Here is a 15,977-nt window from a genome sequence, read left to right as displayed (position 1 = left end):
AATGAACGAGCTAAATCACCTAGCTATCATAATGGACGGCAACGGCAGATGGGCTAAGCGCCGCGGTTTGCTACGCACCAAAGGGCACGAAACGGGCGCAAACGTCGTGGAGCAAATGTGCGAGTTTTGCATCGACGAGGGCGTGGCGGTACTGAGTCTATACGCATTTAGCACCGAAAACTGGAAGCGCCCAAAGAGCGAAGTAGCGTTTTTGATGGAGCTTTTGCATAAATTTTTGCTCTCAAAACGCGAGAGCTTTATCAAAAACGGCATCAAATTTAACGTTATCGGCGACGAAAGTCCGCTAAGCGAGAAGCTAAAAAACGAGATAAATAGTATCAAAAACGCAACCGCTCAAAACTCTAGACTAAAGCTAAATTTAGCGCTAAACTACGGCGCTAAAGATGAAATTTTAAGAGCTTTTAGGAGATTTTGCGAAAAAAACGGCGGCGAATTTGACGCCGAAAAACTAGCTCTAAATTTAAGCGAAAATAGCCTGCAATGCTGCCTCGACGAGCCCGCACCCATCGACCTTCTCGTGCGCACGGGCGGCGAGCAGAGGCTATCAAATTTTATGCTTTGGCAGGCTAGCTACGCCGAGTTTGCCTTTACGCCCACGCTTTGGCCCGATTTTACGCGCGAGGAGCTAGCCTTGATAACGGCTAAGTTTAAGAAAAAAGACAGAAGGTTTGGCGGACTTTAATTGAGCTTTTAGCTGCCGCCCTCTTTTAAATTTACCTCTTTTAAATTTACCTCTTTTTATTTTACCCGCTCGCAAAAAAGGCTTTTAAATTTTACGAGCCAAAAGCCTTGCCGCAACGCCGTTTTGCATAAGTTTTTAACCCAAATCTTTAAATTTAAAATCATTCAAGGCAATATTTCGCTAAAATCGCCTTTAAATTTTTGCATTTTATATTTTTGCGGCGCAAAAGACGAGGCAAATTTTAGATCAAATTAACGCGATAAATCAGCAATTTTACGCAAAGATTATCTTTTAAAACGTCGCGACTTGGTTTAAAAAGCCCAGTTTTTAGCGCAAGCTCGCAAAAACGGAATAAATTTAAATAGGAGAGTTATGTTTTTTGCCGTTTTGTTTTTTATATTGGGTGCCGCAGTCGGCAGCTTTAGCAACGTCTTAATCTACCGTATGCCGCGCGGCGAGAGTATAAATTTTCCCGCCTCGCACTGCCAAAGCTGTAAAATGCCGCTAAAGCCGTATCACAACATCCCTATTTTCGCGTGGTTGTTTTTGCGCGGCAAATGCACGTTTTGCGGCGAAAAAATCAGCTTTCAGTATCCGCTAATTGAGCTTGCTAGCGCCCTACTTTGCGTGCTTGCGTATTTTTATGAAACGCGCGGGCTAGAGATGTTTGCAGACGGCTTTTACGGCGCGATTTTCAAGGCGGCGATGCTTGGTATCTGCTTTATCTTGCTGCTAGCGCTTAGCATTATTGATTTTCGCTACAAAGCCGTTCCCGATCCGCTGCTTTTTGCCAGTGTCGCAATTTCGCTGCTTTACGGATTTAATCTTCCCACCTCTTTTGACTCGGAGGGGCTTTTACGCGCATTTGATTCGTTTATAAACGCCGCGATTTTTATGTTTGCTTTTTGGCTACTTCGTGCGGTCGTTAGTCTAGCTCTTAAGCGCGAAGCCATGGGTTCTGCAGATATTTTTATCGCGGGCGTTATGGGTGCTATTTTAGGCATCAAGCTAGGCCTCATGGCAATCTACGTCTCAGCACTGCTGACGCTGCCTGCATACGTTATCGTGCGAAAGCGCGGATACGAGTTGCCTTTCGTGCCGTTTTTGAGCCTTGCTACGCTTATAGTTTATGCGTTTAAGGATTGGTTTATATACATCTTGGGGCTCATTTATGGATAGGACGGCGCGTTATCTTTTCTCAAATTTCCTAGGCACGTTCGCATCGATGTTTGCGACGCTTTTTCTCATCATGTCGATCGTGTTTTTTATCCAGATCGCACGCATCACCTCCTATATCGAGATCACGTTTTTAGAGCTTTTTAAGCTTTATATGTTTATGTTGCCTAGAGTGCTGCTTTTTACCGTACCGATCGCGTTTTTTGCATCTCTTGCGCTCATGTTTTTCAGGCTTTCTCGCGAAAACGAGAGTATCGTGCTTTTTACGCTCGGATATTCACCCGTTAGGATCGCTAAATTTTTCCTCATCGTTAGCGGCGCGGTCTCAATCTTTCTCATCGTTACCGCGGTAGTACTGATCCCTACGGCTGCGGAGCTAAACTCAAATTTCGTCTCATACAAAAAAACCGTCGCCAAGCTAAATTTAAAAACGACCGAATTTGGACAAAAATTCTCCGACTGGATGGTCTTTATCCAAAACGAAAAACACGACGAAAACGGCACTCTTTACGAGGGCGTGACGCTTTATTCGCCAAAAGAGGGCGCGCATAGATTCGTTCTAGCCAAAAACGCTCGCCTAACTAATAGCAATGCCACGCTCGAGCTTACGCTAGCCGAGGGTAAAATTTACGATATCGGCGATACATCGTGGCATAAAACGGACTTTGGCACGATGAAGATCCGCACCGTCCAAGAGGACAGCGTCGCGCAGACGAAGTCGTTTTGGCAGTATTGGCAAATGATGAGCGAGGATAAAAAGCGCGCTAAAGACTTTGCTACCTACGTTCTAATCGCGCTTTTCCCGCTAGCGACGACGCTTTTTGCTTTGAGCCTTGGTATCGTGACCTACCGCTATGAAAAGGGCTTTGTGTATTTTGGGATATTTGGCGTGCTTTTTGGCTATTTTACGCTCATTATGCTCTTTAGTTCGCGAGTTTTTATCGCGATTGCGGCGATATTTTCGCTATTTTTTATCGCCTCGATTTTTAGCTTTAGGGCTAAAATTTTAAAAAGATACTAAGTGCGCCTTAAGCTCGTTTTTAGCTACGACGGGTCTAAATTTCAGGGCTCGCAGACGCAGCCGCACGAAAACGGCGTCGAGGATGCTCTGGGCGCGGCTTTAGCGCACGTGGGCATTTTTGGCAAAATAATCTCTAGCTCGCGTACCGACAAGGGCGTGCATGCAAACAACCAAGTAGCCTGCGTCGAGTGCGGCGAGCATTTTAGCGACTTTACTCGTCTAAAATCGCTCATCAACCGCCACGCTCACCCCGCCGTTCACGTTAAATTTATAAGCCGCGCGCAGGACTGCTTTCACCCGCGCTACGACGCTACGGCTAGAGCCTACCGCTACATCGTAAATCACGGCGAGTTTTCGCCTTTTTTGGCGCCTTACGAGACTTTTTTACCGAAATTCGACCCAAATTTAGCAAACGAGCTGCTTGCGCTTTTTGTCGGCGAACATGATTTTAGCGCGTTTATGAAGCTTGGCAGCGACGTCAAAAGCCCAGTGCGGAGCGTCAAAAAAGCGTTTTGTTACGCGCGCGGCGAGCGGTCGATCATCGTTTTTAAAGCAAACGGCTTTTTGCGCGCCCAGGTTCGCCTCATGGTCGCTAGCGTACTTAAGGCGCTAGAGCTTGCAAAAAACGGCAAATTTAAAGAAACGGACGCGCTAGAGTTTAAATTTGAACGTGCGCAGAAGGCAAAACCGAGCGGAAAGGCAAATTTAAACCAAAACAGCCGTGAAAAAAACTTAACCGCAAGCGGCGAAAGCATAAATTTGAGCGCCGAGCAAGCGGTTTGCGGTATCTCAAATTTTGACACTACAAACTCAAATTTAAACAAGGCCGCAAGCATAGATACCGAAAAAAATCGCGCAAAAATCGGCGATAAAAACTCAAACGGTTGCCGCGATGCAAATTTCCTCAAAGCAAAAGAGCTTTTACGCCGAGCTATCTACGAGCAAAAGCCGCTCACTCGTATCCCCGCACCGCCAAACGGCCTTTATCTAAACCGAGTTTTTTACGAATGATAAGCCCAAAAATCATAGAAGCCATCGACGCCGTAACGCAAAAGCAAAAAGAGTGCAAAAAAGTAGTCAAAAAATACGCTACGTTTATGACTATAACGACATTTGTCGCGCCGATACTACTTTTTATTATTATGGAGCGACGCTTTGAAATATTCTTTCTTTCATTTGCAGTCATCCCGATATACGTCACGCCGAGGATTCCAAAAGTAGAAAAAACGCTGGAAGAGTATAGGAACTTCTACAAAAACGTTTTTGTTAGCACGGTAGTTGCCGATATAGATAGTAATTTTACATACGAGCCTCATAAAGGCATCAGCGCAAAAGAATTTTATAAAAGCGGAATATACAGACGCGTAAATTTTTACGGCGAAGACCAAATAAGCGGTACTTACGCTAATGTCAAATTTCAATTAAGCGAGGCTATAAAAGTAGAAAAAACATACGACTCAAACGGCTCAAAAGACCCTTATCTGGCGCTTTTGAGAGTAAGCAAGGTTATATACGACGAATACATGGACTTTAGCGGTACAGTACTAGTCTGCGAGTTTTATAAAAATTTCAAAGGACAAACGATACTAGCCGATAAGAAGGTGCTAAATACGAAAATATCTGGCGAAAAAGAGATACTTGACGATACTGAGTTTAATGACGAATTTCGCGTATTTACCGACGATAAAATAGAAGCGCGCTATCTTTTAAGCCCCGGTTTTATGCAACGCCTGCGCGAGGTTAAGCAGGGTTTTGACAGCACCGTATCGCTAAGCGCGGCATTTATGGACGATAAATTTTATCTCTTTTTAAACGGCGCGAAAAACCGTTTTGAAAGTTCGCTATTGGACCCGCCGCTAAGCCTTTCTGACGCGCAGACCATAAAAGACGAGATATTGCGGCTGTTACGCGTCATAGACGAGTTAAATTTAAGCCTTGACGTTTATAAATAATTTTGCTTGGGCGGTAAATTTTGCCGACTATGAGCTTAAAATTTGACCGTAAATTCGCTCAGAAATTTAAATATAGCGCGAATTAAACGCACAAAACTTCGCAACGCCGCGCGAAATCAGTCGCTCGTAGCGAAGCCTATTTTCAAATTTAACGGCACCAACCTAAAAATAAACACAGTCGGCGCTTGCCTGCAAATTTGAGCCGAATTTACAAAATATCCCTCTGCCCTTTAGCATTTACCGGGCTTAGCACGCCCATTTGCTCCATCTGCTCGATGATCGTAGCTGCGCGGTTGTAGCCGATTTTTAGGCGTCTTTGAAGGTAGCTGATAGAAGTTTTTTGCTCGCTTAGAACGATCTCTTTGGCCTCTTCGTAGAGCTCGTCTAACTCGCCCGCGATCGCAGGCCCGCCGCCTGCGCCGCCGCTAGCGCCATCCTCTGCTAAAAATCTCTCGTCATAGACCACCTCTTGCTGCGCTTTTAGGAAATTTACGATCACGTCGATCTCTTTTTCGCTAGCAAAGGGCGCGTGCAGTCTGATGACGCCGGGACTTCCTGGAGGCGTAAATAACATATCGCCACGTCCTAGCAAGCTCTCTGCGCCCATTTGATCTAGGATTACCTTGCTATCGATGCGCTGACCGACGCGGTAGCTGATGCGGCTAGGTAAATTTGCCTTGATTAGCCCCGTCACGACGTCCACGCTGGGGCGCTGGGTGGCTACGATGAGATGTATGCCGCTAGCCCTTGCCATCTGCGCTAGGCGCCCGATATATAGCTCCACGTCCTTGCCGCTAGTCATCATGAGATCGGCTAGCTCGTCGATGATAACGACGATGTAGGGAAACTGCTCGCCGCCCTCCTCTTTCATTTTTTCGTTGTAGCTTTCGATGTTTTTGGTGCGAGTGTGGCTCATTATCTTGTAGCGGCGCTCCATCTCGGCGACCATGTTTGATAGCGCGGTGATGGCCTGCTTAGCCTGCGTGATGACGGGCGTTAGCAGGTGCGGGATGTCGTTATAGATGCTAAATTCCAGCATCTTTGGATCTATCATCATCAGACGCAGCGTCTGCGGGCTGTTGCGATATAGCAGGCTTAGCAGCATCGCGTTTATGCCTACGCTCTTACCCGAGCCCGTCGTCCCCGCGATTAGCAGGTGAGGCAGCTTTTTTAGATCGGTGATAAAGGGCGCGCCGACGATATCCTTGCCTAGCGCGATAGTTAGCGGACTGCTTGAGTTTTTAAAGACTTCGCTATCTAAAATTTCTTTTAGGTAGATAGTTTCGATATTTTGGTTAGGCACCTCGATGCCTACGACGTCCTTGCCCGGTATGGGCGCTTGGATGCGGATAGTCTGCGCGCGCAAAGCCATAGCTAGATCGTCTTGTAGGGTTAAAATTTTACTTACCTTGATGTGCGGCGCGGGGCGAAACTCAAACGTCGTAACGATCGGCCCCGTGTATGTTCGCACGACGTCGCCGTCTATTTTAAATTTACGCAGTTTATCGAGCAGATCTGATATCTTTTGATCGATTTCGGCTTCGTTTACGCTGTTTGAGCGCCTCGGCGGATCGGCTAAAAATTTAAGCGGCGGCAACGCAAAATCCTTAGGCTTTTCGACCTTACCTTTTTCGATTTGTTCGAGTAGTTTTTTGTTTTCGGCGACTTCGTTTAGGATCTCGACGCCGTTTATAGTAACCGCCCCCGTTTCGTTAGCTTCTAAATTTAACTCGCCTTCATCTGATTCATCTGATTCGTCGTTACCGAAATCTTGCGCTTCATCTTCTAAATTTTCACTATTTTCATCGCCCAAATTCGCCTCGTTCGTTGCTTTTTGCTTTTTGATTCGTTTAGGCTTTTTTTGCGATTTAGGCTTAAGCTCGCCCGCGTTTTCAAATTTATATTCGTTGGCGCTAGGTTCTACAAAGGCCTTTTTTAGGATAGCTAGGATGTTGTCTTGCGCGATGAGACCGAAGCTAAGCACAAAAAGCATCACGATAAAGACCCACATACCTATCACGCCGATAACGTCTTTTAGCGCCTCGTTTGCGCTATTTGCGACTAGTCCGCCGTAAATAGTATTTGAGCCTGATTGAAACATCAAAAACGCCAAAAAAAGCAGCGCCGCTCCGAGCGCGGTTTGGGCGAATTTTGCGTCAAAGCCGTCAAAATATTTGTAAATATAATATGCAAAAAATATAAAAACAAATGGATAAACGTAAGCTATAAAGCCAAAAAGCTTGAAGTTCCAAAGCCCGATCGCATTGCCGAAGCTCCCGACGAAATTTGCCGCAGGCGCGATGGTGGCGATCCCGAAAAATATCAAAAAACAAACGACTATAACTAAAACCGATTCTCTTAAAATGGCACGTCCTTTAAATTCGGTAAATTTAAATTTGCGGGAGGGCGAATTTTGAGCCGAATTTATCAAATTTGACCCCATTTTCGCTCCGCCCGCTTTGATAACGAAACTTTAATAAAACGGTAGATTATAGCGAGTTTTTACATATAGTTTAATAACGAAAGCTGGTTTATCTTAGCCACGGACTGTAGCATCGCCTGATACGACATCATTTTTTGCATTAGATTCATATAGGTCTCGCCATAGTCGGCATTCGTGATATCGGCTTTGACGGTTTTTACGTTTACTTCCATGACGCTAGCGTGCGTGTTCGTTTGCGTTAGCGTGTTTGTTTGATTGCCTACTTTGGTATGGATTTTATTTACGTGATCGGCGATATGATCTAGTCTCTCGATCGCGCCTTGGATACCGGAGTTACGCGGATGCTCGCCCTGGCTATCGGCGCGGTACTGACCGCTCCTAACGGCCTCTATCATCCTATCTAAATCCGCAAAAATATCCACGCTCGGGCTGTCTATCTCAACGCCGTTGTTGGCTGAAAAGCTCCACAGCGAACCCTTGCCCTGGGATGTAGCCGGCGTAGCTCCGGTGCTGTCTCCGGCAAATTTATCGGCATTTACCTCATCGTATATACCTACTTTTATCGGCGTGACGGCGTTTTGCTTATCGGTTACTTTTATGCGGCCTCTATGATCCATATTTGCTTCGACGCTACCTTGCGAATTTGCGATGGCTTGTTTGTAGGCGACATAATCGGCCGGAGCGCTACCGCCGGCTCCTGCAGGGACGCTATCGCTAGCGACCATACCGATGATGTCGTTTAGCTGCCTAAAAGTCATATTTTTTGACTGCGTATCTCTACCCTCGGTAGTCGGAGGATTGGTCGTGTCGTTATAAAAACTATCCCAAACCTTCGTCGCATACGTAGTTCCGTCCGGCCTGGTAATTTTCACCGTAGCATTACCTGAAGCCGTCGGAGGAGAGCCTGCGCCGAATTTTACGTCTACTTTATAGTTTCCGCCGCTTCTGGATTTTATCTGCATTTTTAGAGTTTGGTCGTTTATGTTGTATTTATCTCGCTCGCCGTCGTATAAATTTTTAGCTCCGACGACTTGGCTTAGAGTCGTGTTATCGTCGGCGAATTTACCGCTGCCGCGCTCTACTTGCGATACGGTGCCTACTAGATTTCTGCCTTCTTGCTTTAAATTTATCTTGTCGTAGTCGTAGGCGTTCGTGACGGCGCTGCCTAGGTCTTCGTATTTGCTTTTTACAAATTCCGTGATTTCATAGTCGTTAGGGTTTGCGCGTACCTTAGCCTCAAGCGAGTTTGCGCCGCTAGTTAGGCTATCGACCGAGTCAAACTCACCTGAGGCGGCGCTAATGTTAGCAGCCGTTAGATCCTCTGCCTTATTTAGTTTTTTCGTCGCCGCTATCATGTGAAAATCGATAACCTGATTGCCTTTGCTTAGGTCTTTTACGTTGATTTGGCCTTGGTTGTTTATCGTTACTTCGACGACTTTATTAGTCGGCGTATTGCCGTATTCGGTGCCGATTTTTTCTAGCAGATCGTTTATCGAAGCATCCGAAGTCATCTTAAATTTACTCGTAAAGCTCGTACCGTTTGGCTTTTTGCCCTGCAAGAAAAACGTAGTCTTTTGAAACTCTCGCGCGCCGGTGCCCGTGAAATCTTGATTAGTTAGAGTTTTTTCATCTTTTACGTATTTAAAGCCGATTAGATCGCGCATTTTATGCTCGCTACCAATATAAACGGTCTTGTTTCTGTCGTCTAAATTTTGCGCTTTTAGCATCGTGTTGGAGGTGATTTTTTTATTATAATCGCCGTCTTTGCCCAGAAACAGCTCCTGCCCATTTTGGTTGTAGGTCAAATTTACCTGAGCTCCGCCTACGGCTTTCATCGCTTGCGCATTGCCGAAATACTCGTTCGTATCGCCGTTTATAGGTTTTGTGTTTATCGCGCTTCCAGCAAACAAAAACTGCCCGTTTATCGAGGTGTTGGCGATATTTACCAGATGATTTTTGATACCTTGAAGGTCGTTTGCAATGGCTTCTCGCGAAGTTTGCGAGTGGATTTCATTGGCGCCTTGAACCAGCTTTGTTTTAAAATTTTCAAGTTGCTGCTTAAATTCACCCAAAGCCTTGTCGGTGTTTTTTGAAAAGTGCTGCGCCTTTGAAGTCGCCGTTTGCACCTGCTCAAGCGTCGCAACCTCGTAATCAAGCCTCATACCGTCGTTATAGACGCTGCTATCCTCGAAAGAATTTTGGATTTTTAGACCGCTTGAAATTTGCGTGTTTAGCTTGTGTAGCGCTTTCATATTTGTCTGATAGTCGTAGTTGTTTGTAAATTTCATCAACTGATTCGTCATTCTCATCGCATTTTCCTTAAATTTAATCAAACTCTTGCAAGCAAATAAAGTTCCACTCGCTATATCGTCAAATTTCGAAATTTATTTAGTTTTAGATATGATTTTGCCAAATTTAAGGAGCATAAATGAAAATACTCTTTTCGCCGAGCGAAGCCAAAACCGCCGTAAGTCCAAATAAATTTATAGATAGGGGCGACTTTATTTTTCCAAATTTATATGAGAAACGGTGCGAAATTTTAAAAATTTACGATGATTTTTTACAAAAGGCTACCGCTAAAAAAATCTCAAAACTTTTTGGCGTGAAAAATTTGACCGATGAGCCGAGCTTGCGCGAAAGCCTCTTTAAAAAAGGTGCAATAAAAGCCGTCCTTCGCTACGACGGAGTAGCCTACAAGCACCTTGACTACCGCAGTCTTGATAGCGCTGCACAGGAGTTTATAGATAAAAATACGCTGATTTTTTCAAATTTATTCGGTCCGGTACTTGCCGCAGACGCCCTGCCAGAATACAAACTAAAGCAAGGCGAGCGCATAGAAGGACTAAATTTGGAAGAATTTTATAGGCAAAATTTTAGCGGCGAGATAGATGAGTGGCTGGGAAATGACGATATTTTAGACCTTAGAGCCGAATTTTACGAGAAATTTTACCGCATACAAAAGCCGTTTGCGACCTTTAAATTTTTAAAAAACGGTAAAGTCGTCAGCCACTACGCCAAAGCTTACCGCGGGATAGTCTTGAGGCAAGCAGCGAAAAACGGAATAAAAAATTTTGACGAGCTTTGTAAAATGGACATAGAAAATTTACGCCTCATAGACATCAAAAAAACGGGGCTAAAAAGCGAATTTTTGGTGCAAATCGTCTAAAATTCGTCGGTTTTTGCCGAATTTACGTAAAAATCGTTAAATTTTCGGCTAAAAACTATTGTATTTTTTAGAAAAACGTTGTAAAATGCGCGCATACCACTTCATTATTAAGGATTATTCCATGAAAAAAGCTGATTTCATTCAAGCTGTCGCCGATAAGGCCGGTCTTTCTAAAAAAGATTCTCTAAAGGCGGTTGATGCTGCGCTAGAAACCATTGAAGAGGTTCTTAAAAACGGCGATAGCATTAGCTTTATAGGCTTTGGTACGTTCGGTACTGCAGAAAGAGCCGCTAGAAAAGCTAGAGTTCCTGGAACGGACAGAACCATCGATGTTCCTGCTAGCAAAGCGGTTAAATTTAAAGTCGGCAAAAAACTAAAAGAAGCCGTCGTAGCAGGCGCAGGCAAAAAAACTAAAAAGAAATAATTTCTTTTTTATGGAAGCTTAAATTTGAGCTTCCATATTTTTTAATCTCTTTTTTATATCTTTCAAGGTAAAATCTCAACTTTCTTAGCCCGAGTGGTGAAACTGGTAGACGCGCCAGACTCAAAATCTGGTAAGGGCAACCTTGTGTCGGTTCGAGTCCGACCTCGGGCACCATCGATTTTATGTATGTTTGAGCACTTTTTCTCAAAATTGGAAAATCTATAATTATATCCTAGGGTGCACATTTTTTTATAATTTTATATACTTAGCACATAAAGATTTTTAAAAAACCGTATAATATTCTTTTTATGCTTAGGGGAAATATATGTATCCACATACAAACAATGAAATAAATTTCGGCAGCTATGATTTGGTCACAAGTAGTGAACCAATAAAATTAAATACTATGCGACTTTATAATTTCAACTATAGTTATAATCCAACGGATGTTTTTCAGTCTAGCTATAATATTTTAATAGAACTAGAGAATATTGGCAGTGTATTTTGGCTGGATAATACAGGAAAAATATGCCATTATAGTAATAATATAGTTAGAAATGTCAACAGGAGCAACTTGTCTCAACTCTTGTCGTCTCTGCTTGGTCGCCAGATATATATTTTTAGAAATACTTTGGAATTCAACAATAAAACTAAAAAAACCCTATTACCTAGAAATAGCATATTGCTTTTAAGCACACTTCGCATAGTAAACGGGGAAGTGTTTGCAACTTACGCCAATTCAGAGGTTTTATAAATCAATCTTACTCCATTAATGTTTTTTACAGAAATACTTTTCATCGTTCCTTTTATTTGGAAACAAATAAAAGGAACGATATTAAATTTTCCATTATTATCGAGTATATAAACTATATTTCGAACTACAATATAGATAAATTCAATTACATCATGAGCTTGCTATCCAAGTTTGTTAAACATATAAGTATGGTAACAGACTTATTCACTCCATCCCCCACAAGTAACATATTGGTTTTTGTAGCAAATAAAGATAGCGGAATAGATATATTAATAAATGAAATTTTAATTCCATTATGCGGATCTTTAAATTGCATAGAAATAAACGACGATACAATGCAAAATCATGATATAAAAAATCAAGCAAAAAATAAAATTTTATATATTTTTAATAATATAACCGCCAAAATAACAACAAATAAAACCAAAAAAGAAGCTCTAGAGAACTTTTTTTGCCCTACTGATTATTTGTATTCTTCTATTGATATAAAAATTATTACAGCAGAAAAAAGCTATTTGCCTTTTAATATTAAATTTGAGTATAGTGTTTTTATGGTATCAGGAAGTTTAGAAAATTTCTTACAATCTATAAAAGAAAATAATATAAACACAATTGATGAATTAAAAAATAAAATTTTATTAGATTTAGAAAATTTTGCCAATATACTGCGAGCCTATGTATTAAAAAACAAAAATGCATTAACTATACCAAAAGATGTTGATGTAACAATAAGGCCAGCACTAGAATATTGCGTTGCAAAATTTGCAGATGGTCTTAAGAATGACAATAATTTATTGACTAAACTACAAGAATTATATGTCGATAAAATTTTTAAGGACATAGAAAAACTATATGATAAACATAAAAAAGTAGAACGAAAATACATATACGAAGTCTTTAAACAAAAATACGACTATGATATTAGCGCTACTATTTTATATAAAAAACTAAAAGAGATTGATGGAAATTTATTCAAAACAGTGCTAGCTTCAGGCGGAGCAAAATGCTTCTATTTCCCAGACAAAAATTAGATAAATATTTTTAAAGTATTAATATTATACTTAATTAATATTATGTTTCTTTTAGTGTTTCTATTATATTTCTAGATATAGATAAAAACAAATTTAATGTTTCTATTCTAAAGTTAGAAACATTAAAAATATAATATAGAAATACTTATAAAATACCTAAAAAAGCGTATTTTATAGCACTTTTGTTTCTATACTATTAAAATATTATATTTTAAAAATACAATACTTTTTACTTATATACATATATAATTATATAGAAACTATTTGTACATTATACAATGATAAAAGTAAATATATACTATCTAAAAAAATAGTTGCATAAATTTTAGATTTCGTATGCGCTTTTAGTACTTTCTTTTTTCAGCAGCTCAATCCATTGACAAAATACAACCCAAGGATTTTGAAAATGGAAATTTATGCAAATTATGATTCGCTCCTTCCAAAAGGATTGCTGTTTAGCATAAAGGATATAGAGGAGATGAACTTGATAAAATCTGATATGCTAAAGAAGTTGATTTACAATAGAGAAATAGAGGTGGTGAAGATCGGCATCAAGAATTTTATTAGTAGGCAAGTCTTGATTTTATTCTTAGAAAGCAACACTCTGCCCGCCCTAAACTAACAAAACCGCTACAAATTAAACAATATCACCCTTTTTATTTTACGCACTTACAAAACGCCTCCCCTACTTCAACAAGGCACAAAGATCTCCACCTATGGCTAATCTGCCATGGGTGGAGATAGGATCAAAATGAAAAAATTTCAATTATATATTATTTATATAAGCATATAGAAATATATCGCTACCTCACTTTTCAAGGAGCTAATATGGTAAATCGTTGCTTTTTACCAAATAAGAGGCCGTCTTGGATCAAAAGACTAATCCATAAACTATTACGTCTAAAACGCAAAAGGAATAGATATGAGTTCTAGCGTAGTCAGTATAGGCGATAGTTCACCGACGGCAGAAACAGGTTTTGGATATTTTCCAATCAACTGCGTAATTTTTAAATTATACTTTTAGGAGGCGTAAAATGGGAGTTTTTTTAGAGATAGTGATAGCTGTCGCTAAAATAATTAAGGATAGCATAGACGAATAACCTTGCTATTCATAACCGAAATAATAGTCGAAAGGAGAAACAAAAAATGACTATATCAAACGAACCGCTCACTAATGAGCAATTAGAGCAACTAGCTCCGTCTTTGTTTGCGGACGAACCGTATTTTGAAGCAAGCGACAAGTATCACTTTATATCTACGATCGACGTAATAAACGAGATCAGGGATTACGCTTGGTATCCCGTAGGCGTAAGCGAAGCAAACGTGAGAGACGAAAAGAAAGAGGGATTTCAAAAGCATTACGTAAGGTTTCGTCATCTAGACGATTTTTTAAACCCGGGAGAGAATGTAGTAGAGCTTTTGCTGTTCAATTCGCACGATAGAAGCAAATGCTTTAGTATAAGCGCGGGCGTATTTAGATTCGTTTGCGCTAACGGCCTAGTGGTATCAGACGAAGTATTCGAGTCTTACCAAATAAAACACTTGGGCGACAAAGAAAACGACGTATCGATCGCTATAAACAAAATAGCCAAAGCCAAATACGATATTTTGGACAAAATAAAGCTATTTAGCAAAATACCGCTAACTCAAGACGATAAAGCAAGCTTTGCCAAGGCTGCGATCCCGTTAAGATTTGAAAAGCATTTGGAAGTTGATTATAGGGATTTATTGGTTCCGCACAGGATAGAAGACGAGAGAGACGACCTATACACTACCTTTAACACCATCCAGGAACATTTGATTAGGGGTAACATTAGCGGAATTAACGCCGAAACGAATAGGCGATTTACTAGCAAGATTATAAAATCGATTTCTACCGATACCGATATAAACAAGAAGCTTTGGAATATGGCAGAAAACATTGCCAAGATTAAAGCTACTCAAAGCAAGTTGATAGTATAAGGCAGAAAAATGAAACTTATAAACTACAAGCTACAATCCGAGATAGAACGCTTAAATGAAAATAAGCCTACGCAAAATTTTAAAGAATATCTTAAAAGTATCTTAGAAAATAATAGTACGAGCTACTTTCAAAAATGCGACTACTTAGGGTTATCTCTAGACGAGATTAAAAATAAGATAGACATTTTATCTCAAGACATACAAGAGCTTCAGACACTGAAACGAAACTTAATACAAGCATTAGATATCGCAAAAGAAATCGCGGCAGAAGTTTTCATAGAAAACGGTATCGATAGGATCGACGGCAACGTAATCTCCTCTTTGACTCTAATTAAGGAAAGCGTGAAAACTAAAGAGGAAATTCAAATTAAAGACGAGGCGGCGTTAATGAGCCTGGGTTACGTAAAGTTTAGCCTTGACATGGAGGCCATAGAAGAAGGGTTAAAAGACGATAGGCGAGATGAAATAAAGGATTTTGCGGAAATTTCGGTCGTTACTACCTTTTATCCAGCAAAAATCAAGGTTAATAAAAAGAGAGATATCAGAATAGATAATTCCGATATATTCTCGATAGATGACGCGCTCGCGCAAGCAGTTTGAAAGGATATAGAGTGTTTAACGAAAAACAGACTAAAGCCCTGCAAAAAGAACTAGATAGTAGTAGGATAAGAATCAGGGAAAAGGCCAACATCAAGTTGCCCTATTTAGAAGGCTTTGATGTCATAGATGCTGCCAACTATATTTTTGGATTTGGGAATTGGAACTATAGTACCGTTTTACTAGAGCAGGTATCGCAAGAGACGAACAATAATCAAAACGTAGTTATTTGCTATAAAGCCATAGTGAAAGTAGATATTTTTGATTTAGACCACTCTAAGCATATCTTTCGCCAAGACGTAGGATTTGGTACCGGAGTAGCCAAAAGTCCAGCCGAAGCCCACGAGAATAGCGCAAAAGAAGCCGTAACGGATGCACTAAAAAGGAGTTTGCGGACATTTGGAAATCAATTCGGCAATTCTCTATACGACAAAAGCCGTAACTACGTTCCGCAAAATGCACAGCAAAACAATTTGTCAAAAGCTACTGTCAGCCTACACAAGCAAGAACAAAAACCTAACTTCTATACCAGACAGAACAACCTCAGCCAAACCGACGAGCAAACGACCTTACAAAATTTAGGTTTAGATATCGTCCAACGAAACGGATTTTTGCTAGTTACTGGGAAAGACGTATTTTCAAAGAAGGATACGATTAAATCTCTTGGCTTTAGATGGGACAACGGTAGCAAGCAATGGTATAAAGCCATTAGCCCTAACGTTGCATAATAAATATACGCTCAAAGTCC

Annotated in this window: 13 protein-coding genes and 1 tRNA gene; 12 read left to right on the top strand and 2 right to left on the bottom strand. The window is 41.0% G+C overall.

Going from position 1 to position 15,977, the window contains the following annotated elements; translation table 11 throughout:
• Position 1 precedes the first annotated feature (1 nt).
• From uppS to Q0218_RS07010, 5 genes are all read left to right on the top strand, one after another.
• On the top strand, positions 2–703 hold the full coding sequence (gene uppS / locus Q0218_RS07030) for a polyprenyl diphosphate synthase (protein ID WP_297967976.1): 702 nt from the start codon (positions 2–4) through the stop codon (positions 701–703).
• A gap of 372 nt (positions 704–1,075) precedes the next feature.
• Positions 1,076–1,882, top strand: a complete 807-nt coding sequence (locus tag Q0218_RS07025) for an A24 family peptidase (RefSeq protein ID WP_297967973.1) — start codon at positions 1,076–1,078, stop codon at positions 1,880–1,882.
• Entirely contained in the window at positions 1,875–2,900 is a 1,026-nt protein-coding gene (locus Q0218_RS07020; protein ID WP_297967970.1) for an LptF/LptG family permease, read from the top strand. Before Q0218_RS07025 ends, Q0218_RS07020 begins: the two co-directional genes overlap by 8 nt.
• Positions 2,901–3,911 carry a tRNA pseudouridine(38-40) synthase TruA gene (gene truA, locus Q0218_RS07015; protein ID WP_297967967.1) on the top strand — a complete coding sequence of 337 codons (1,011 nt, stop codon included), beginning with the start codon at positions 2,901–2,903 and terminating at the stop codon, positions 3,909–3,911. It abuts the gene before it with no gap.
• Positions 3,908–4,852 (top strand): DUF3137 domain-containing protein, encoded by a 945-nt coding sequence (locus tag Q0218_RS07010; RefSeq protein ID WP_297967963.1) that lies wholly within the window; start codon positions 3,908–3,910, stop codon positions 4,850–4,852. Before truA ends, Q0218_RS07010 begins: the two co-directional genes overlap by 4 nt.
• 208 nt (positions 4,853–5,060) lie before the next feature.
• On the opposite strand, the gene Q0218_RS07005 is transcribed toward Q0218_RS07010, so the two are convergent.
• On the bottom strand, positions 5,061–7,178 hold the full coding sequence (locus tag Q0218_RS07005) for a DNA translocase FtsK (RefSeq protein WP_297968090.1): 2,118 nt from the start codon (positions 7,176–7,178) through the stop codon (positions 5,061–5,063).
• A 176-nt stretch (positions 7,179–7,354) separates the two neighbouring features.
• Positions 7,355–9,604, bottom strand: a complete 2,250-nt coding sequence (locus tag Q0218_RS07000) for a flagellin (RefSeq protein WP_297967960.1) — start codon at positions 9,602–9,604, stop codon at positions 7,355–7,357.
• A gap of 119 nt (positions 9,605–9,723) precedes the next feature.
• Here Q0218_RS07000 and Q0218_RS06995 point away from each other — a divergent pair, with 119 nt between their 5' ends.
• The 7 genes from Q0218_RS06995 (at position 9,724) to Q0218_RS06965 (ending at position 15,957) form a co-directional block, all read left to right on the top strand.
• Positions 9,724–10,461 carry a YaaA family protein gene (locus Q0218_RS06995; RefSeq protein ID WP_297967957.1) on the top strand — a complete coding sequence of 246 codons (738 nt, stop codon included), beginning with the start codon at positions 9,724–9,726 and terminating at the stop codon, positions 10,459–10,461.
• Positions 10,462–10,582: 121 nt separating this feature from the next.
• The gene (locus tag Q0218_RS06990; RefSeq protein ID WP_295142603.1) at positions 10,583–10,885 is read left to right on the top strand and encodes an HU family DNA-binding protein; all 303 of its coding nucleotides are present in this window, start codon (positions 10,583–10,585) and stop codon (positions 10,883–10,885) included.
• Between the two features lie 87 nt (positions 10,886–10,972).
• Positions 10,973–11,059 (top strand) — tRNA-Leu (locus Q0218_RS06985).
• A 768-nt stretch (positions 11,060–11,827) separates the two neighbouring features.
• Positions 11,828–12,670, top strand: coding sequence for a hypothetical protein (locus Q0218_RS06980; protein ID WP_297967955.1), 843 nt, complete (start codon positions 11,828–11,830; stop codon positions 12,668–12,670).
• Between the two features lie 1,146 nt (positions 12,671–13,816).
• Positions 13,817–14,632: a DUF932 domain-containing protein gene (locus tag Q0218_RS06975; protein ID WP_297967953.1), complete on the top strand. Its 816-nt coding sequence runs from the start codon at positions 13,817–13,819 to the stop codon at positions 14,630–14,632.
• A 9-nt stretch (positions 14,633–14,641) separates the two neighbouring features.
• Positions 14,642–15,232, top strand: a complete 591-nt coding sequence (locus Q0218_RS06970) for a hypothetical protein (RefSeq protein WP_297967950.1) — start codon at positions 14,642–14,644, stop codon at positions 15,230–15,232.
• The gene (locus Q0218_RS06965; protein WP_297967947.1) at positions 15,229–15,957 is read left to right on the top strand and encodes a Rad52/Rad22 family DNA repair protein; all 729 of its coding nucleotides are present in this window, start codon (positions 15,229–15,231) and stop codon (positions 15,955–15,957) included. The genes Q0218_RS06970 and Q0218_RS06965 overlap by 4 nt, the downstream gene beginning before the upstream one ends.
• The last annotated feature ends 20 nt before the right edge of the window (positions 15,958–15,977 follow it).

It is taken from the genome of uncultured Campylobacter sp. (genome assembly GCF_938039245.1).
Classification (GTDB): Bacteria; Campylobacterota; Campylobacteria; order Campylobacterales; family Campylobacteraceae; genus Campylobacter_A.
Note: the sequence above shows the minus strand (reverse complement) of the source record. Positions and strands in the feature narration are given on the sequence as shown.